At 37.9% G+C, this 20,020-nt stretch carries 18 protein-coding genes; 2 read left to right on the plus strand and 16 right to left on the minus strand.

Annotated elements, in window-relative coordinates; translation table 11 throughout:
- Positions 1-289: 289 nt before the first annotated feature.
- Together mfd and pth are read right to left on the minus strand one after the other, a co-directional pair.
- Positions 290-3,814, minus strand: coding sequence for a transcription-repair coupling factor (gene mfd / locus BM098_RS09445; RefSeq protein WP_089832716.1), 3,525 nt, complete (start codon positions 3,812-3,814; stop codon positions 290-292).
- Between the two features lie 186 nt (positions 3,815-4,000).
- Positions 4,001-4,558: an aminoacyl-tRNA hydrolase gene (gene pth / locus BM098_RS09450; RefSeq protein WP_089832718.1), complete on the minus strand. Its 558-nt coding sequence runs from the start codon at positions 4,556-4,558 to the stop codon at positions 4,001-4,003.
- Positions 4,559-5,569: 1,011 nt separating this feature from the next.
- On the opposite strand from pth, the gene BM098_RS09455 reads away from it, so the two are divergent.
- Positions 5,570-5,851 carry a hypothetical protein gene (locus BM098_RS09455; RefSeq protein WP_089832721.1) on the plus strand — a complete coding sequence of 94 codons (282 nt, stop codon included), beginning with the start codon at positions 5,570-5,572 and terminating at the stop codon, positions 5,849-5,851.
- A gap of 98 nt (positions 5,852-5,949) precedes the next feature.
- Here BM098_RS09455 and tkt read toward each other — a convergent pair whose 3' ends face one another.
- From tkt to BM098_RS09500, 9 genes are all read right to left on the minus strand, one after another.
- Entirely contained in the window at positions 5,950-7,953 is a 2,004-nt protein-coding gene (tkt, locus tag BM098_RS09460; RefSeq protein WP_089832723.1) for a transketolase, read from the minus strand.
- A gap of 32 nt (positions 7,954-7,985) precedes the next feature.
- Positions 7,986-8,351, minus strand: a complete 366-nt coding sequence (locus BM098_RS09465) for a PTS glucitol/sorbitol transporter subunit IIA (RefSeq protein WP_089832724.1) — start codon at positions 8,349-8,351, stop codon at positions 7,986-7,988.
- A 58-nt stretch (positions 8,352-8,409) separates the two neighbouring features.
- The gene (locus BM098_RS09470) at positions 8,410-8,796 is read right to left on the minus strand and encodes a transcriptional regulator GutM (RefSeq protein ID WP_089832726.1); all 387 of its coding nucleotides are present in this window, start codon (positions 8,794-8,796) and stop codon (positions 8,410-8,412) included.
- A gap of 104 nt (positions 8,797-8,900) precedes the next feature.
- A complete protein-coding gene (locus BM098_RS09475; RefSeq protein ID WP_089832728.1) occupies positions 8,901-10,148 on the minus strand; it encodes an NAD(P)H-dependent oxidoreductase in 1,248 nt (415 codons plus the stop codon).
- A gap of 20 nt (positions 10,149-10,168) precedes the next feature.
- Positions 10,169-11,191 carry a PTS glucitol/sorbitol transporter subunit IIB gene (srlE, locus tag BM098_RS09480; protein WP_089832730.1) on the minus strand — a complete coding sequence of 341 codons (1,023 nt, stop codon included), beginning with the start codon at positions 11,189-11,191 and terminating at the stop codon, positions 10,169-10,171.
- Between the two features lie 47 nt (positions 11,192-11,238).
- Positions 11,239-11,760, minus strand: coding sequence for a PTS glucitol/sorbitol transporter subunit IIC (gene srlA, locus BM098_RS09485; RefSeq protein WP_089832732.1), 522 nt, complete (start codon positions 11,758-11,760; stop codon positions 11,239-11,241).
- Between the two features lie 46 nt (positions 11,761-11,806).
- Positions 11,807-12,328, minus strand: coding sequence for a YjbQ family protein (locus BM098_RS09490; RefSeq protein ID WP_089832735.1), 522 nt, complete (start codon positions 12,326-12,328; stop codon positions 11,807-11,809).
- Positions 12,329-13,024 (minus strand): triose-phosphate isomerase, encoded by a 696-nt coding sequence (locus BM098_RS09495; RefSeq protein WP_089832737.1) that lies wholly within the window; start codon positions 13,022-13,024, stop codon positions 12,329-12,331.
- Entirely contained in the window at positions 13,024-13,872 is an 849-nt protein-coding gene (locus BM098_RS09500) for a class II fructose-bisphosphate aldolase (protein ID WP_089832739.1), read from the minus strand. The genes BM098_RS09495 and BM098_RS09500 overlap by 1 nt, the downstream gene beginning before the upstream one ends.
- A gap of 163 nt (positions 13,873-14,035) precedes the next feature.
- Here BM098_RS09500 and BM098_RS09505 point away from each other — a divergent pair, with 163 nt between their 5' ends.
- Positions 14,036-14,965, plus strand: a complete 930-nt coding sequence (locus tag BM098_RS09505) for a sugar-binding transcriptional regulator (protein ID WP_089832741.1) — start codon at positions 14,036-14,038, stop codon at positions 14,963-14,965.
- 168 nt (positions 14,966-15,133) lie between these two features.
- Here the strand turns inward: BM098_RS09505 and BM098_RS09510 are convergent, their stop codons facing one another.
- The 5 genes from BM098_RS09510 to purR form a co-directional block, all read right to left on the minus strand.
- On the minus strand, positions 15,134-15,778 hold the full coding sequence (locus BM098_RS09510) for a 50S ribosomal protein L25/general stress protein Ctc (RefSeq protein ID WP_089832743.1): 645 nt from the start codon (positions 15,776-15,778) through the stop codon (positions 15,134-15,136).
- 146 nt (positions 15,779-15,924) lie between these two features.
- Positions 15,925-16,878: a ribose-phosphate diphosphokinase gene (locus BM098_RS09515; RefSeq protein ID WP_089832745.1), complete on the minus strand. Its 954-nt coding sequence runs from the start codon at positions 16,876-16,878 to the stop codon at positions 15,925-15,927.
- 49 nt (positions 16,879-16,927) lie between these two features.
- Complete coding sequence (gene glmU / locus BM098_RS09520; RefSeq protein ID WP_089832747.1) at positions 16,928-18,304, minus strand: bifunctional UDP-N-acetylglucosamine diphosphorylase/glucosamine-1-phosphate N-acetyltransferase GlmU; 1,377 nt, start codon at positions 18,302-18,304, stop codon at positions 16,928-16,930.
- A gap of 272 nt (positions 18,305-18,576) precedes the next feature.
- Entirely contained in the window at positions 18,577-18,864 is a 288-nt protein-coding gene (gene spoVG / locus BM098_RS09525) for a septation regulator SpoVG (RefSeq protein WP_089832749.1), read from the minus strand.
- A gap of 131 nt (positions 18,865-18,995) precedes the next feature.
- Positions 18,996-19,820 (minus strand): pur operon repressor, encoded by an 825-nt coding sequence (purR, locus tag BM098_RS09530; RefSeq protein WP_089832751.1) that lies wholly within the window; start codon positions 19,818-19,820, stop codon positions 18,996-18,998.
- Positions 19,821-20,020 lie beyond the last annotated feature (200 nt).

The raw sequence follows: 20,020 nt of genomic DNA on the forward strand, positions 1-20,020 counted from the left end.
TACAAAAGGAATATTGCACGTCCATTCCCTTGCTTTTTTATCATTATTTTTACACTTATTCCATTAACCAATCCTTCATTCACATTCATTTAACGCATTTTATGGATTGGTTCACCGACACTGTATAAAGACAGAAGCAATTACTTAATACATAAAACGAAGCTATAAATAGCAAAAACACGTGAACATGTTCACGTGTTTAAGGTATCAATCTGGCTCATCACACTTGTTCTTTTCCCTTTCCCTTATCTTCTCTTAGACTCATGTAGGGTGAAAAAATTATCTGTGCTTATTCTTTGAAATCATGCAGTGCTTGTAATAAACCTTTAACATATTCATAGCGATCATTTTGTGAACGTTTATCAAACATAAAGGTGAAAATGACCTGATCATTTTCAAATTTAAATTTCAACATCCGTCCAAAATCATTGACGTAGTGGGTGAGCTTATCAAATAATAGCTGCTTCGTTTGAGTTTGTGTCAGCGTAATCGTAATCGTATTCTTTTGTTCCTTAATAAGTTCTACTTTTTCACGTCTAGCATGCATGCGTAATTCCGTTACTTGAATGAGCGCTTCAACTTCAGCAGGATAGTCACCGTAACGATCAACAAGTTCATCTTTTAAGTCGACTAAATCCTCCGCTGCTTCAACTGCACGGAAGCGTTTATACATATTAATTTTTTGTTTACCATCAGAAATATATATATCGGGAATGTAGGCATCTATTTTCAGTTGTAATTCTGGGTCTACGGTTTCAACTGTCTCTCCTGTCAAGCCGTGTTTACGACGTTCAACCGCTTCTTTTAGCATCTCTGAATAAAGATCGAACCCGACTGAATCAATAAACCCATGTTGCTGGGCCCCGAGGATATTCCCCGCCCCACGAATCGATAAGTCACGCATCGCAATCTTAAAACCTGAACCAAGTTCAGTAAACTCTTTAATGGCTTGAAGACGCTTGGTTGCCACTTCTGTTAATACTTGATCAGGTAAATACGTAAAGTAAGCATACGCAATCCGGTTACTCCGTCCAACGCGTCCACGCAATTGATAAAGCTGGCTTAAGCCCATACGATCAGCCCTATCTACAATTAACGTATTCACATTTGGAATATCCACACCTGTTTCAATAATCGTCGTACTCACCAATACATCGTATTCACGATTTAAGAAAGCATGCATCACATTCTCAAGTTCCGTTTCGTTCATTTGACCGTGAGCCACGCCGACGCGCACACCTTCAACAAGACTCTCAATTTCACGGGCTTTTTGTTCAATCGTCTCCACCCGGTTATAGAGGAAGAATACTTGTCCACCCCGACCTGTTTCACGTTCAATCGCTTCGCGCAATAACAACGGGTTATACTCCACCACATACGTTTGAATCGGGAACCGATCCGCTGGTGGTGTTTCAATCACCGATAAATCACGCACACCAAGCATCGACATATGCAGCGTCCGTGGAATAGGTGTCGCTGTTAACGTTAAGACATCCACATTGGCTTTCAATGTTTTAATTTTTTCTTTATGTTTCACGCCAAAGCGCTGTTCTTCATCGACAATCAACAGACCTAAGTCCTTATATTGGACGTCTTTTGATAACAAGCGGTGGGTACCAATAATTAAATCAACCGAACCGTCTTTCAGTCCTTTTAACGCTTCTGTTTGTTGTTTTCGCGTTCTAAACCGGCTAAGGATTCTTATATCAACCGCAAAGTCTTGAAAACGCTCGAGTGCGGTTTCAAAGTGTTGTTGGGCTAAGATGGTCGTTGGGACTAAGATCGCCGCTTGTTTCCCTTCGGCAATCGCTTTAAATGCAGCCCGAAGGGCTACTTCTGTTTTTCCGTAACCAACATCTCCGCATAACAACCGGTCCATCGGCCGAGCTTGTTGCATATCCTGTTTAATCTCATCAATACTACGTAATTGATCGTCCGTTTCTTGATACGGAAAAGCATCTTCAAACTCACGCTGTATTAAGTAATCATCGCTAAACTGATACCCGACCGAGGCTTCTCTTTCTGCATACAGTTTAATTAAGTCATCCGCAATATCTTCTACTTTCGTTTGGACTTTTCGCTTAACTTTCTTCCACTCAGACCCGCCAAGTTTATAAAGTTTTGGCTCTTTGCCTTCAGAGCCGACATATTTTTGTACCATATCGATTTGATCAATCGGTACAAACAATTTATCGTCTCCGGTATATTGAATCAGCATGAAATCTTTATGCATACCTTGAATTTCTAGCGTTTCTACACCAATGAATCGACCGATACCATGATTCACATGGACGACATAGTCGCCCACTTTTAATTCTTGATAACTCTTAATTCGCTCTGCATTGTTCATTTTCTTCGGACGTTTCTTTCGAGTTGTTACCCGAGATTTAAATAATTCTCGGTCCGTGATAACCGCTAGTTTATGTAGCGGTAACTCAAACCCATGATCAAGTTGACCAATCATCACCACCGGTTGTTTTACCGGCAATGAGGTAGTCTCATCCGCGAGACCCGCTTCAATTTGATAATCTTTTAAAATACCTTGAACTTTTTCTGCTCGTTCAGGTGTTCTGACCATAAAAACAACCGAGTAATCGCTCTTTTTATATCGGGTGACTTCTTTTTTAAGTAACGGCATCTGACCATGAAACTCCTGCATATCTCGCGCTTGTACATTTATAATGTTACTAGGCTTCGTGTGCGGGAATTGACGCATGAAAATCGATAAATAGATTTTTTGTTGGGTCGCTTGGGCATCAATGTCTTCTCGGCTATAGGAGAGATTGACATGTGAGAAAAACTTATGATGCGTAAGTAATGACTCAACCCATTCTTGTTCTTCATGGTCAAGTTGTTCAAGTGTTTCATTAATCCGGCCCAGTTCATCCATAAAAATTAGACCATCAGCTGCTAAATAGTTAAGCAAGCTACCAGGCTCTTGATAAAACCATTGATTATATTTATATAAATCATCAAAGCTTTGTTGATCAGAGAGTGCGTCAATTTCTCGTTCTATCATTGATTCAAACTGCGAACGCCCTTCTGGGTCATTGATACGCCCAAGTTGATCGGCTGTTTTTGTTTGCAGTGTATCAACAAGACGCGCGCGGTCACTACCTGTGAGTAAACGCTCCGTGTTTGGATAAATAAACATGTCAGTGACTTTATGAAGCGAGCGCTGGGAGTCTGCTTGGAAGTAACGAATTGAATCGACCTCTTCATCAAAAAACTCAATTCTCACCGGATTATCTTCTGTTAGCGGATACAAATCTAAAATACCACCCCGCATACTAAATTCACCTGGTGTTTCTACCATATCCGTTCGCTCATAACCCATTACCACAAGCTGTTGGATCGTTTGTTCTAGCGGGACATCTGCTCCTACTTTAAATCCTAAAGTGAACTGTTCCCAGTAAGCTTTTGGAGGCAGCACCCGTTTTAAGGCAGCAACAGGTGCGACAAGTACACCACTCTCCTGCTTCGTCCAATTAACAAGTGCTTTGATCCGCTGTGCTTTTAGTTCCGGCGACGCGACACTCATTTCTGTTCCAATTAATTCATTTACTGGATATAAAAAAACTTGATTGGTCCCAATCAAATCGGATAAATCATCGACAAGCGCTTGTGCTTGTGCTAAATGATGGGTGACAACGATGGTCTGCTTTTCCACGGCTTGTTGAATACTCGCCATCCATAAGCTTCTTGCTGAGCCTGGAAGACCGGAAACTTGTTGTTCACCTACTCCTTTTTTGACACCGTCAACCATTGACGAAACATCCTCATACGTTAATAAATACCGGTTCATTTCTCGCAAGGGAAATCCCCACCTTTCTTTTTTCTACATAGTAAAAGGCTTTGGCTATTTGACCAAAGCTATCTCAATTCTTCTTACATTGTCATAATCATAACGACACCAAACAGGCATCACCAATACAACTAGCCCTCATTAGTCAGCGACTAAGAGGGTTCTTTCTCATAACAAGTATATCGTGCACATCACTTAATTAAACTTATTCATCACAGACTGAAACTCTTCTATCATAAACGCATCACATGCGGTGGCTGCATGTTCAACACTCTCATCAATAAGTGCGCGCTCTGTTTTAGTAAAACGACCTAACACGTGATCGGTAACGGTTAATCCTTCTTTGGGCCGGTCAATACCGATTCGGATGCGGTTGAAGTTTTTTGTTCCTAACTGATCAATCATCGAACGAATCCCGTTATGTCCGCCATGACCACCATTTTGTCTTAAGCGCACTTTACCCGTTGGTAAATCCAAATCATCATATACGACGACGATATCTTCTGGTGCAATACTATAATAGTCAGCCAGTGGTTTAACACTATCACCAGATAGGTTCATATACGTTTGTGGTTCTAATAAAATGACTTTATCTGTCCCGATGACTTCATACGCAAAATGACCTTGAAACTTCTTTTTATTCAGTCCCCATCCTTTACGCTTAGCTAGTTCATCGATGACCATAAAGCCAACATTGTGCCGTGTATCTTTATACTTGCGACCAGGGTTTCCTAGTCCAACAATCAATTTCATTTGTCTAACATCCTCCAGTTGGTTATATCTGACTACTATTCTACTTGTTTTTAAATGAAAATGAAAGAAAAATCACTCTTTCTCTACCGTTTTTAAAGTTTTTTTATTGAACTACTCCCACCAAACATTCTGCCAAATGTTTGAGGAAGGTCATTCCATAAGGGCATCATAAAGTTTGACTAACTATAGTTAGTCAAACTTTATATGCATTTGTATCTAAAATAATAATTAATTTGCGGGTGACTTAATGCTACTAAAACATACAAAAAATGATATTAAGTCTAGATTCGGTGATTTATGATCGTGTTGTACCTAAGCATAATTGTACGACAACGGCATACGTTGATTGATTTCTCATTTATGAAATTCTAAATACACATGCATTAAAAAACCGTGACGGATGAGATTGAACAGCTTCATATACCTAAAAATACTCAGGTAGGGCACAGAGCATGCGATATAGCTTTTCCGACTATAAAATGCCGCTAGATTAGCGTTTGAAACCATTATTGTAGGTACAGACATGTGTGTAAGGGGATATCTAGTTATTCGAAAAAGTACGTTAGAAAAAAACGTGGTTATAAATCGAATGGCTACCATTATTGTTATGTAGAAAGATGTGAATTTTGCCCACCTAACCTTATATTGAATGTTCAAGCAAGGGGTATGCTTGCTCTAAAACAATAAAAAATTAGCGCAATATTCGGGGTAACAGGCGGATATATGAGCATTAAAAACAACAAAGACGATCACTAATTATATGTGACGTCTTCATTGATTTTAATTATCTTACATTGATATAATTAAAAGGCTTACTATGAGTTCCTAAAGATGAGGGCATCATTCATATTTATCGCATTAAGGCGAGAAGACACCTTCCTCAAGTGCGTCAGCACTAGGTGGGTGATGAATCGTTTGTTTTGAATATTTTTGAAGTGGCAAACATATATTCCGAATGGTATAATTAAAGCACTAACAATGACCGTCACAAAAAAAGAGAGGGTGTGTATCATGGGCATGAAGGCCATTTTTTCAAATCGCTTATATAAGCATAAAATCGACCCTGATTTTGTGATGTCCATGGCTCACACCCTTCGGGTGTTTAATCAAGCCAAACATTTTCGCTATCAAGCGGAGGTCCGCGAGCTTAGGGGCTCGAAAGCGAAAAGTTCCGTCTCCATCCATCAACGTTTAAAGCAACGTTACGGATTAAATGATTATTATGCGAACAGCGCTGTTCAAGAAGGAGGCGCGCTTGACGACACTTCAAAAAATAAAAGGCTCTTTTGTTAACGGAATCCCCTTCCTCAAACATTCCTGAGAATGTTAGGTGGGGGTAGTTCAATCTTTAGGAAGCATTTAAATATGGTAACAGGTGCCTGTTATAAAGCTCAATGATTTAACATGTCTTTTACTTGAGTAATAATATTATCTACTGTAAATCCAAATTTCTTCATTAATACATCTCCAGGTGCTGATGCACCAAAGTGATCTAAACCAATGACTTTACCATCTAAGCCAACAAAACGGTCCCAACCAAAGGATGCTCCTGTTTCCACAGCAAGGCGCTTCTCAACATTACGCGGTAACACTCGCTCTTTATAATCAGCTGTTTGGGCCTCAAACAAATCAAAGGATGGCATACTTATAACAGATGCATCTACACCTTGTTCCTGTAGCTGCTTTTGCGCTTCAACTATAAGATGCACTTCTGAACCAGATGCAAGCAGTAAAATATCTGGTGTCGTTTCTTTTGATGGTGATAAAACATAGCCGCCTTTAGAAACATTTTCAAAAACGTTTTCTGTTGTCCCTTCTAAGACCGGAAGATTCTGTCTTGATAAAACTAACCCCGTCGGCTTATCTTTTGATTCAACTGCTAATTTCCATGCTGCGCTCGCTTCGTTTGCATCTGCGGGACGGATTATTGATAGATTAGGCATAGCTCTAAGTGAAGCTAAATGTTCTATTGGCTCATGAGTCGGTCCATCTTCCCCGACAGCAATACTATCATGTGTGAATACATACGTAACCGGTAGTTTCATTAATGCCGCCAAGCGCATGGCCGGTCGCAAGTAATCAGAGAAAACAAAGAACGTTCCCCCAAACGTTTTTAAACCACCATGAAGGGCAATCCCATTTAAAGCTGCACCCATCGCAAACTCTCTCACGCCAAACCAGATATTTCGGCCTGTGTAATCATCTTTCGAAAAATCACCTGCTTTATTAATAGCTGTCTTATTGGAGCCAGCTAAATCAGCCGATCCGCCAAAAAGATTAGGTAATGTTTCGGATATATAGTTAATCACTTTACCTGATACTTCACGGGTTGAAACAGATGTCCCTGCTTCGTATTTAGGTAAGCTATTTGCCCAACCTTCTGGCAGCACATCATCAATATTATCCTCTAGTTCTTCTGCTAATTTTGGATATTTAATTTTATATTCACCAAAGCGTTTTTCCCAGTTTTCCTCATAATGTTCACCTTTTAGTTTTACCGCTTCTTTAAAATGAGCGTGTACGTCTTCAGGAACGTAAAAGTCTTCATCAAACGTCCACTTGTAAGTATCTTTAGATAGTTTTGCTTCATCACTCCCTAAAGGTGCACCATGGGAACTAGATTTACCACTTTTATTTGGTGAACCAAAACCAATGACAGTCTTCACTTCTATCAAAGTTGGTTGATCTTTATTATTTTTCGCTTGTGTAATTGCTTCATTTACCGCTTCAACATCATTACCGTCTTCTACTCTTAGCACTTGCCAATGATAACTTTCATAGCGTTTTTGAACATTCTCAGAAAATGACCGATCTAAATCACCATCTAAAGATATATCATTTGAATCATATAATACAATTAATTTTCCTAAACCTAAATGACCCGCTAATGATGAAGCTTCTGATGATACACCTTCCATCAAGTCACCATCACCGCATATAGCATAAGTGTAATGATCAACAACATCAAACGTCTCTCGATTGTATTTGGCTGATAAATGCGCCTCAGCCATGGCCATCCCAACTGCACTTGCGACACCTTGACCTAACGGCCCTGTCGTAGCATCCACTCCTGCAGTATGCCCAAACTCAGGGTGCCCGGGTGTTTTACTCCCCCACTGCCGGAAAGATTTCAAATCATCCATACTTAAAGCATAGCCTGATAAATGTAATAGACTGTACAGTAACATAGAACCGTGGCCTGCCGATAATACAAAGCGATCACGATTAAACCAATACGGATTGAGTGGGTTTTGTTTCATATGTTTAGTCCAGAGAGTATAGGCCATCGGCGCAGCCCCCATCGGCATACCAGGGTGGCCAGAATTCGCCTTTTCAATAGCATCGATACTTAAAGTTCGAATGGTATTTATCGCTAGCTGATCGATTTTCGTCATATATTTACGCGCTCCTCTTCTAACATTTACTTTTATTCGTTAATGAATTCAATAAGATCGCCCTCTTTAATATCTGGTGCACCTGCTGGTTCAACTAATATTGCACCAGGAAGTAGCTCATCAATCGACTCTTTAAAGTAGATGGATATATGACCTAGCGTTTTAAAGTTACTATTGGCAGCGCTACCAAAATCAGTAACAGTAAAAACCTCATCATTTATTTGAATCTTTGTTCCTTTTCTAATAACATGCTCGCCTGGTTCATTCAAAAACTCATGCATAACACTGATTGACATTAATTCACTAGTAGCCTGGGGACCAAATAAAATGATTAAATTCTCTTCCGCAAAAGCTTCTACCATCTCTCCAATATTTGTTACTTTTAATTTAGTATTCATAAAAACCATCCTCCTAAAAGTCATTTATTAAATAATACGACAGTTCGCACACATATAATTATGCGCTATCATTAACTAACTTATTTTTCAAAACCTTCATAACTGCTTCCATAAGCAATTGATTTTTCAACGATTGCACTTCCAAAACTAATTCTTTTGAAATATAACGATTTTCTAAAATGTCTAAACTCTTAAACTTCGAGAAAATAGAAGCACCTTTGAATTGATATGCTTCAACGATATAATTATCCTCATTATAGACTAGAGCAATAACAACTGATTGAATCTTTCCCTTAGCAACACCTGTACTAAGCATATAACCTGGCTTTTCAGAATACTTTTTAACTAATACCTTCAAAAATTTATTATAATAGTGAACTTGGTATAAACTGAGTAATAACTGAAAAAATATGATAATTGATGCAACTATAGCTAATTCTCTCATGTCTATTCCCCCCCTATGTAAAGTATAAGACTCTTCTTTATTATACTACATTAAGAAGAGTCTTATAATCTATAATTTATCTATATTGAGGTGAAGTCAATATATTAGCCAATTGTTTGATTCTGTAATTCACGTAATTTATAAACTGTCGTGCTCTTATCAAGCTCAACATCTTCCTCAGTAATAAATGTACCATCTGCAATATCTCGGTTTGCGATAACATTTCCTGTTACCAACCCAATTGGAATATGACCTTTTTCCATCACTTCTGCGTGTTTTTCAATGACGCCCCTTACACAAAAGCCACCAATACCATCTACCTTTTCTCCAGCTTTTATGTCACGTTTTGCCACCGCTACTGTGTCAGAAACAGGGGGGCCTACAGGTACAATCGCGTGATCATGCTCTAAAACAGCTTTAGCGATAGTTAACGGTGTTTCCAAGCTTGCTAAGTGATAAGGTCTGTATAGAATATGGTGATCTCTGTCGCCTTTTTTCATTAAGTAATTAAGCTCTTCTGCTACACCTTCATTTTGACCTTTTACGATAACGAATACGCCTGGAGCTAACCCATCAACATATTCTACAACACCATAGTTGTTAAGAACACCGCCGTCTTCTTTTAGTTTGAGTTTTTCTAATGTTGTATCTAAATCACCCGACTCACCATGCATGCCTACTACATCAGGTACATAACCAATAGCATTAGACAATAAATTCATTTCTGCCATTGTTTTGGTACCATCTTGGAATGCCGCCAACATGTGTGGATTCATATTTTTAGATTCAGCTTCTTCTTTTGCAGTATCTGGATTAGCAGAAATTCTAAGTTTATTATTTTTACCTTTACCAGCAACTAATACTTCCATCCCCATCGTTTTCGCAAATTCATAAAGTTCTACAATAGCTGCCGGTTCATCACCATCTGACCCAGTATAAACTAAATCAGCTGCATTATATAATTTTCTCATTAATGAACCAATAGTTATATCAATCTCAACATTAATTAGCACTAAGTGTTTTTTGGCTAATAAAGTTTCTAAAGCAACTTGTGCACCAACCTCTGTTACACCTGTCGCTTCTACAACTACTTCTACATCTTCATTATGAATAATGTCCTTGAAATTTGTACTCGTTAAAATATCTACTGCTTCACTGGATGACTCATTGAATACTTCTGCCGCTTTATTTGCAGCTTCAATATTGATATCACTTATTCCTTTTACCACCATACCAGGAATTGTAGAAATTTGGGCAATCATACCCCGCCCCATTTGTCCTGCTCCAATTACACCAACTTTGACTGGTTTGTTTTCATTTTCTCTACTTTTTAATTTTCCATACAATGTCATTTTAATTAACCTCCTGTTTTTTAATACATCCCAATACTAAACACCCATGCAATAACTACTGATAATGCGCCGGTAATAACACGGCTATATAGAATGGCCGGAACACCAACTTCAACTGTTTTCGAGTCTGCTTCACCAAGCGATAAGCCAACAGGAATAAAATCGCAACCAGCTTGTGCATTAATGGCAAATAATGCTGGTAACGCATAAGTCACTGGTATAGTTCCTAATGCAATTTGAGAACCTATTAGTACACCTACTACCTGTGCAATTACTGCTCCAGGACCTAGAATTGGTGATAAAAATGGCAAACTTGCTATAAAAGCAATTGCTATAAATCCTAAAATCGATCCTGATAAAGGTGCTAATAAGTTAGCAATTACATCGCCAATACCGGAATAATTTATAATACCGATTAACATACTGATAAAAGCCATAAAAGGTATTATATTCTTCAGTAGCATGTCTACTGAATCTCTACCAGCTTGATAGAACACACCCATAATCTTACCTATTCCTCGAGAAAATTTAATTAAGACATTATTACTTTGTTCATCTTGTTGGTGATGATCATCTTTAACTTTTTGATATTTTTCTTTAAACGCTTCTTTGCTTTCGATTTTACTATCCGTTGTCTTATCTTCTCCACTCGCTACGGTACTATTTGAATCAACTACACTTATATTATTTAGCTTGACACCTGATACGAAATTTTCAGTTGTAATATGCTTCGCTAATGGTCCTGATGGTGAAGAAGATAAAACATCTACAGTCAAGATCCCCTTCATAGGATATACACCAATTCTAGCCGTTCCTCCACAATCAATAATTACACATGCCATTTCATCTTCAGGGACAGAATATTTGAATCCATCCACAACTTCAGCACCACTAAGTTCTGCAATTTTTTTTGCAACAGGGTGTATACCTCCACCTGTAATAGAAACAACCTTGTTTTTCACTGCTGTCGGAACAATAGATAACCCTTTTCCCCAACCACCTTGACCTTTTTCAACAAACACACTTTGATATTGTTCAGCCATTTTATACGCAACCTTCCTTCTATATTATTCTATTAGTAGAAATTGAATCAGATTGAAGCTTTTTTAATAAGCATTTTTGTAATCCACTCTGTAACAATACCTCTCATTAATATCACTATTACCCCAACTAAAAAATAGCGAACAGCTAAGCTTCCTTGATCAAATCCTGCCTCCATGACACCATTTGCAATACCTAAATAGACGAATAATTCTCCTGCATTTGCGTACGGAAAAAGTCCAGTTACTGGATGGACAAAACTCACTGCTGAATCATAAAATGCTGGTTTTTGTTCTTCTTTAAGGAATTTACCAAATGTATATGCCATCGGATTGGTTAGTAATAATACAGATAGAATCGGCATTACTGTATATCTTAGTAAAGTGTACTTTGCACTTTTTCTTATAATTCTATCAACTCTATCTTGCCCAATTAGTGCAATCAATGAATTGGTGAATGTCAGTAAAACAATTAACAACGGTATAATACCGGTCATAAACCCCATAAATGTTTCCGCTCCAGCTTCGAATAACTGAATAAAGTGTGTGCCAAACCATTCAATTGCTTTCATGTTTTTCTCCCCTTTGTCTATAGTTAAAATCCCCATTTAACATATACTACTCACCTATAACTATGATGCTACACTTTCTTGTTCTTTCTCTTGTTGTATCAAAATCAACAAAATAAATATAGCCAGTACTGCCAACACCTAAATCACCATCTGCTACTTCAAACGTTTCACTAGACCCCAATAAAGTAGATTTCAGATGGGCGTCACCATTCCATAAAGCAGATCGATCACCACCTGGAAGATACTCACTTGCATTAGGCCATGACTCAACTGCCTTATAATGTTCCTCCCCTGGATAAATATAAGTATCTCCAGCCACATGATCTGGTATTATTTTTTCCAAAACATCATTTAAATCTTGTTGTAATGATTCTACTCCTTCCTCATTAGTATCATGTGCAAATTCTTCAAAAAATACTGAGCATGTTGTATGTGGTGACAGTACTACACAAATCCCCTCTTTAATAGCGCTTTCTTTAATCGTTTCTCGCACTTGTTTAGTCACATCGATATAAGTAACTTGTCCTTCTTTTGTATCCACTTTTATACTTTTCTTATAAAGCGCCATTTATTTTACCTCCTTTTTATTTGCCTTTATAGCAGATTCCACCATGTCAACTAGCATTTTAGATGGATCTGAACTTTTAACAATACCACTCGTACAACCGGTTCCATCAGCACCCAAACTGATTGTTTTAAAGACATCTTCAGCTGTTGAAATCCCAGCAGCTTGCATAACTAATATGTCAGGATTTATCTCTTTAATAGCTTTGTTAGTAGCTTTTATATAACTTTCATCACTGGTTTGTCCAGTACCAATCAATTCAGTTGGTTCACATAAAATAATATCCGGTGATAGTTTTGCGATAGCTTGTGCTTCTTGTATAGAGTCAGCACATACAATGGTTTGAATCTTTAATTCCTTAGCTTTTTTAATAGATTTAGCTAATTCAGAAAGTATCATCGGATTTTCAGCATGATTTAAAAATGTTGCTCTTGCTCCCGCACGGTGCAATGATTCAGGTAACACGTGCCCCATTCCTCTACCCGGATCGATTCCATCCATATGTTGAGCTGTTACGATAATATTTGATGTATTTTCAGAAATATTAGAAATATCCGCAAATGGAGCTGTTACAAAAATAGACATACCATAATTACTTGCTAGTTGATCGGCAACCTTCGCTAAATTCAGTAACGCATCTCCGTACAAATATGATTTTGGATTAAAAACAAAAAATGGTGTTGTTATACTTGTAGGCATCAGTATTCTCCTCCTTTATATCTGTTTGTTTCAAAGACATCGTAATAGTGATTCAATACTTCTGCCATCGCCATAGCTACATTTTGCTTTATTTCAACATAATCTTTTAACTCATCACTTTTTATACTCTTTACCGCTGCCGTTAGAAAATCCGTATAAATATTGATTTTTGCCATTCCACCAATTGCACATTTATTTAAATTGGCATCTCCTGTAGATGATCCCCCGTGCAATACAAGAGGAATATCTACCATTGAATTAATTTCTGATAACCTCTCAAAATTCAATTTAGGTGATCCTTTATAAATACCATGAGCGGTCCCAATCGAAATAGCCAGTGAATCTACATGTGTACTTTCTAAAAATTCAATGACGTCATTGACTTCAGTATATATAGAATCTGTTATCTCACTAGATTCAGAAGTGTCGTTAGCACCAACATGACCTAATTCAGCTTCTACAGTAACATCATGCTTATGTGCGTACTCAACCACCTTTTTAGTTATTTCAATATTGTCTTTAAAAGGTTCTCTACTTGCATCTATCATGACTGATTTAAACCCCAAATCAATTGCCTTGAAAATAAAATCAACATCTTCGCCATGATCTAGATGTAAAACAATTGGTACTGTAGCCTTTTCTGCAAAAAACTTACCAATCATCGCTGCTTCTTCTAATGAAATTAAATGACTATGCGATTGAGCAAATGGTAATATTAAGGGTAAACCCCTTTGTTCAGCAACATTCACAAAAACTCTAGCAGTATCCAAATCAATGAAATTAGTTGCAGGAATTGCGAATTTTTCATTTTTAGCTTTTAATAATAATTCTTTGGAATTAACTAACAATTATATCCCCCATTTCATTTGTTGTTATAATACTTTATATACAGTATAATAATTTAAGTGTCACAATATTGTCAACGCTTTCATTTACTTTTTTAAAGCGGCTTTACATTTGTAAAAAATATAAGCTCTAACTTATGAATATAATACCTAGGAGGGTTTACACTTGTTAAATAGAGATGATTTAATAATCAAAGTGGCAACATTATTTTATGAAGCTGATTTAACTCAAACTGAAATTGCTAAGCGACTGAAAATTTCTCGGCCTACCGTATCTCATTTATTAAAAGAAGCTAAAGATAAAGGGATAGTAAGAATTTCTATTCAACACTCAAAAATGAATATCACTAAAATGCAAAGCGAGATTGCTTTAAAATACAATTTAAAAAATGTATTAATATCCCCAAAATCTCATGGGACTCTATTAGATAAAAATCTTGTTGGAAGTTTATGTGCTGAGTTTATTGAACAAATTGCACCTACGATCTCTTCCCTAGGAATTGGTTGGGGAACAACAATGTATGAATTTGTTCAGTCAGCTTCTTATACTAATTTTAGTGATTTGGAAATAATACCGTTAATGGGCGGATTCGGTATTAGTGATGTTAAATTCCACTCTAATCATTTGGCATTTCAATTAGCTGAAAAATACAATTGTTCTGTTGTTTACTTTTATGCTCCTGCTTTTGCTGAAAGTATTGAAGTTAAACATACATTTGAATCAACAAATTTAGTACAAGAAATTTATAAAAAAGGGAAAAGTGTCGACCTCGCCATTACTGGTGTTGGTAATCCGGCAAAAACATCAACTTATCAAAGACTTGGATATATTTCTACTGAAGAGAAAGAGAAAATCAAATCTAGTACAATTATTGGAGATGTATTAGCTACATTATTTGATCGTGACGGAAATTCAGTCTCTACACCAATTTCTGATCGTATGATGGGGATGACACTCGAAGATTTAGAAATGGTTAAAGAAGTATTAGTGGTCGCATCTGGCGAAGAAAAAATCATCAGTGTCGAGGCGTTATTAAATAAGGGATTTATCGATTATTTAATAATCGATGAGGAAATAGCTAATGGGCTGGTTTAATGTATACACGTGTTTATTCATCGGATAATTCAAGGCTACACACATCAAAAAACACACAAACAAAAACACATGTTTCAGCTGCTTAAAAAGAGCTGAAACATGTGTTTTATAAACTTGAAATTATTATTGATCAAAACTTTCTTCAACCTTATTCAATCAAGACTATTATTATTCCTCTTCGTTACTGCTGCCTTTTTGGCCAACGAGTTCGGGTTCTATTTCTTCATCTGCACCAGTTTCTTCTGTTCCTTCTAAGTCTTCTACTTTATCTGGTGCTGTGACTGCAACGATGGTTGTATTCTCATCATCTAAGATTTCATAGTTTTTACCATCTTTTAAGTCAGAGACCATAATAGAATCCCCTACCTCTAAGTCAGAGATATCGAGTAAGATTTCCTCTGGAATATTTGCAGGTTTTGCGCGTACTTCCAGTTCGTATTCAGGCTGCTGCAATACGCCGCCTTCTTTTTGACCTTTTGATTCGCCTTCTAAGTGAACAGGAACCATAACGTCCATTTCTTGCTTCATATCAACGATATAAAAGTCAGCGTGAACAAGCTGATCTTTAAGTGGTTCTACTTGATATTCATGTAGCATCACATCAACTGATGTCCCGTCTACATCTAAACTAATAATCGCGTTTCGTCCTTCGTCACGCACGGTTTTTAATAACTCAACGCTATCGACTTGAACGGTCATTGTTTCTTTTCCTTTACCATATACAACGGCAGGAATAAAACCTTTATCGCGAATGGCTTTCGTATTCGATTTCTTTAAATCATCTCTTCGTTCTGCTTTTAATTTGACTGTCATAAGTGTCAACCTCCAATAAATTTCGTTCTTTTTCTATCTAACAACTGTTAGAATCGATAAGCTTAAAGTTTATCTAAGCATCGTAAAGAAGCGATTCTACTAGAATGTATTCCCACATCTATTACACATTAAACATAAAATTTAAATTAATCGAATAAAACACTGACAGATAGCTCTTCGTGAACACGGATAATGGCTTCTGAGATCAGTGGTGCCACGGATAGTGTCACAACTTTATCAATTTGCTTTTCTTTTGGTAAAACAATCGAGTTTGTCACGACAAGTTCTTTAATCGCTGAATCATTGATTCGTTCAATCGCTGGTCCAGACAGCACCGGGTGAGTACAACAAGCATACACTTCTTTGGCACCATTTTTAATTAATGCATTAGCCGCTAAGCTAATTGTTCCAGCTGTATCAATCATATCATCAATCAAGATCGCTGTTTTTCCATCGACTTTACCGACAATGTTCATTACTTCAGCCACATTTGGGCGCGGGCGACGTTTATCAATAATCGCAATTGGTGCTTTTAAGCGTTCAGCAAGTTGTCTCGCGCGACTTACCCCACCGTGGTCAGGTGAGACAATCACAACATCTTCTAAGTTCTTCTCACTCCAGTAATCCCCTAAGATAGGTACACCTACGAGTTGATCGACAGGAATATTGAAGAACCCTTGAATTTGTGGTGCGTGTAAGTCAAGCGTAATCACCCGGTCAGCTCCCGCTTCTTGGATAATATCGGCCACAAGCTTCGCTGTAATCGGTTCACGCGCACGTGCTTTACGGTCTTGACGGGCATAACCGTAGTAAGGAATGACGACGTTAATCGTTGCAGCTGAGGCACGTTTTAGTGCATCTATCATAATTAAAAGCTCCATTAAATGCTGGTTGACTGGGGCAGATGTTGATTGAATAATGTAAACATCACACCCGTGAATACTCTCTTCAATATTGATTTGAATTTCACCATCACTAAATGACGTCACTGAACTTTTTCCAAGCGGCACACCAATATGTTCCGCTACTTCTTTCGCTAATTCCGGATTTGAACTCAGTGAAAACACCTTTAATTTACGATCTTGATAATCAACAGACATTCTGTCAAACCTCCATTTAATTTGATTGTTTTAATTTTATAAACGGCTATTATTTTAATAGCTTATTGAACTTTTTAGCATAACCCTCTTTATTGACTTGTTTAGCTCTAGCGATAGAAAGCGCCACTTCAGGTACATCTTTTGTGATTGTTGAACCCGCCGCCACTAGCGCCCCGCGTCCGACGGTTACTGGGGCAATTAAATTTGTGTTACAACCAACAAACACATCGTCTTCTATAATCGTTTTAAATTTATTTAATCCATCATAGTTCACTGTAATCGAGCCACAGCCAACATTGACGTTTTTACCAATTTCCGCATCCCCAATATAACTTAAGTGAGACACCTTACTTCCGTCATCAATAACAGCTTTCTTCACTTCTACAAAGTTACCCACTTTCACATCGTCACGAATATCTGAAGCAGGTCGAACGTGTGCATAAGGACCGATATTGACCCGATTCCCTACTTGGCTATCATGTACGACACTATGAAGGACTTTAGACTGCGTTCCAATCTGACTATCACTGACCTCACTATTAGGGCCTATCACACTATCTGTCCCAATCACCGAATCACCTAAAATCTTTGTCCCGGGTTCAATCACAACATCTGACGCAATTGTCACCGTTGGTGCGATATAGGTCGTTAACGGATCTATAATCGTGACACCATTTTTCATATGGTCTCTGTTGATACGCTGTTTCATTAAACGTTCCGCTTCGCTAAGGGCTAAGCGGTCATTTACACCAAGTGTTTCATCGGCATCTGTCGTTTGATAAGCCGCAACCGTTTCTTGTTGATTTTTTGCGATTTCAATCACATCTGGTAAATAATACTCCCCTTGCGCATTATCATTGGACACATTTTTTAACGCTTCAAATAAAAAGGTATTGTCAAAGCAATACGTTCCCGCATTGACTTCTTGAATCGCTAGCTCTTCTGCCGAGGCATCTTTTTGCTCGACAATTTTCGCAACATCACCGTCCGCATTTCTGACAACTCTTCCGTAGCCGGTTGGATTAGGGATTGTTGTCGTTAACACGGTAACTTTAGCCTGTTTTTCTTGATGGTAATGAAACATTTGTTCAAGTGTATCTTTTGTTAATAGCGGCGTATCCCCGCAAACAACGAGGGTGACACCTTCTTGGTCTTTAAGTATATCTTCCGCTTGCATGACAGCATGCCCGGTCCCTAATTGTTCATTCTGTAAGACAAACTGACTCGCCTCACCGAGTTCTTCTTTTACCTTCTCAGCACCATGACCGACAATAGTAATAATCTCGCTTAAATCAAGCGACTGTAATTGGTCCATCACATGTTGGACCATTGGTCGGCCCATTACTGGGTGTAAAACTTTATATAACTTTGATTTCATGCGTGTACCTTGTCCTGCTGCTAAAATAACAGCAAATCGTTTACTCATAGTGAAACCTCCGATTAATCTATTGATCTTAACTTTAAGTATGTACTATTTAAAATTATACCATGTTAAAATATATCTTAAAAGGTGCGTGAAATCAATCCAATTCCTTAGAATTTCATTGAAATAACAAAGGTTGAACCATTGAAAGCGCCATCACTAAAATGCTCCGTTTAATTACCAGTGAAAAATATAAAAACCTCATACTACACTATCATGATTAATCATCCAAACACGATAGTCGTATGAAGTTTTTTTCGGTAATGACAATATAATTAAGAGACCTCTACTTCTTCTTGCGCTACTTCTTTCAATGTTTCTTCATACTTGGCTAGAATCGCGATTTCAATCACGTTACGCATCTTCGCATTAATCGGATGGGCAATATCCCTAAATTCCCCGTCCGGTGTTCGTTTTGACGGCATGGCTACAAATAAGCCGTTGTTTCCATCAATCACACGAATGTCATGCACAACAAATGCCTCATCTAGCGTAATAGAAGCAATGGCTTTCATCCGACTATCACTTTCCACACAACGCAATCTTACATCAGTAACTTCCATTATGCTCACCACCTAATAAGTTTTAACATACAATAGATAGATTCAACACGTTAAGTATAAATTCCTGCTAAATTTCAACTTTTTTGCATATTTTCTCATCTGTTTTATGTTGAACACAGCAGGCGCACAAATTATGACTGAATATGATCAAAATAATTACCGATGGTCGTTTCAATTTTTTGGTTTTTCACATCAACATGCGAAATTTGAATGAGTGAGACATAATCGGTAACAACACGTTCATCTTCCTCATCCTCAGCTTCTGCTAAAACGCCAATCGCTTTTACTTCCGCTTCAAACTCTTTCAACAAGCTCCGCATGCCATCAATCGTGCCACCAGCTTTCATAAAGTCATCAATGATGCACACTTTCGCGCCTTGCTTTAAGCTCCGCTTTGTTAGCACCATCGTTTGAATTTTCTTTGAAGAGCCTGAGACATAATTAATGCTGACGGTTGATCCTTCCGTGATTTTCGGGTCACGTCTAACAATGACAACAGGCACGTTTAAAAAGCTCGCCACCGCATACGCTAGTGGAATACCTTTTGTTGCAACTGTGACAACCGCATCAAGCTTAAGACCAGTAAATGCGCTTGCAAATAATCGACCGATCTCACGGACCGTTTGCGGCTCACCGAGTAAATCACTCATGAATAAATAACCCCCAGGTAAAATACGAGCGGGATCTTCTAATCGTTCGGCTAGCACTGATAAGAACTGACGACTCTTATCTGTCCTAACCTTTGGAATATAGCGCACGCCACCTGCCGCGCCTGAGATAGACTCTAACCGACCGATGCCTTCATGTTGTAACATTTGATTCATTATCGTTAAATCTTCACTGATCGATGATTTAGCTGCTTGATATCGCTCAGAGAAGAAAGGTAACGAGATTAATTCCATCGGATGTTCAAGAACATATTCTGTCATTCCGATTAACCGATCACTTCGTTTCATTTCTTCACCTCAAAACCGAATATTTTGAAATAAACATAACATTTTATACGGTTTTAAGCAAGAAAAATCCGAAAAGCCTTAATAATTCTTCGGATTTTTTGTCCAATAAGAAAAGCTCGGCTAGGCCTCGCCCTTTTTGGGCTAGAGGTTAGCCGAGCTTTTCAATTCTGGATTTTTATAAGTGATGCCATGAAGGCTTG

It is taken from the genome of Halolactibacillus halophilus (genome assembly GCF_900115605.1).
Classification (GTDB): Bacteria; Bacillota; Bacilli; order Bacillales; family Amphibacillaceae; genus Halolactibacillus; species Halolactibacillus halophilus.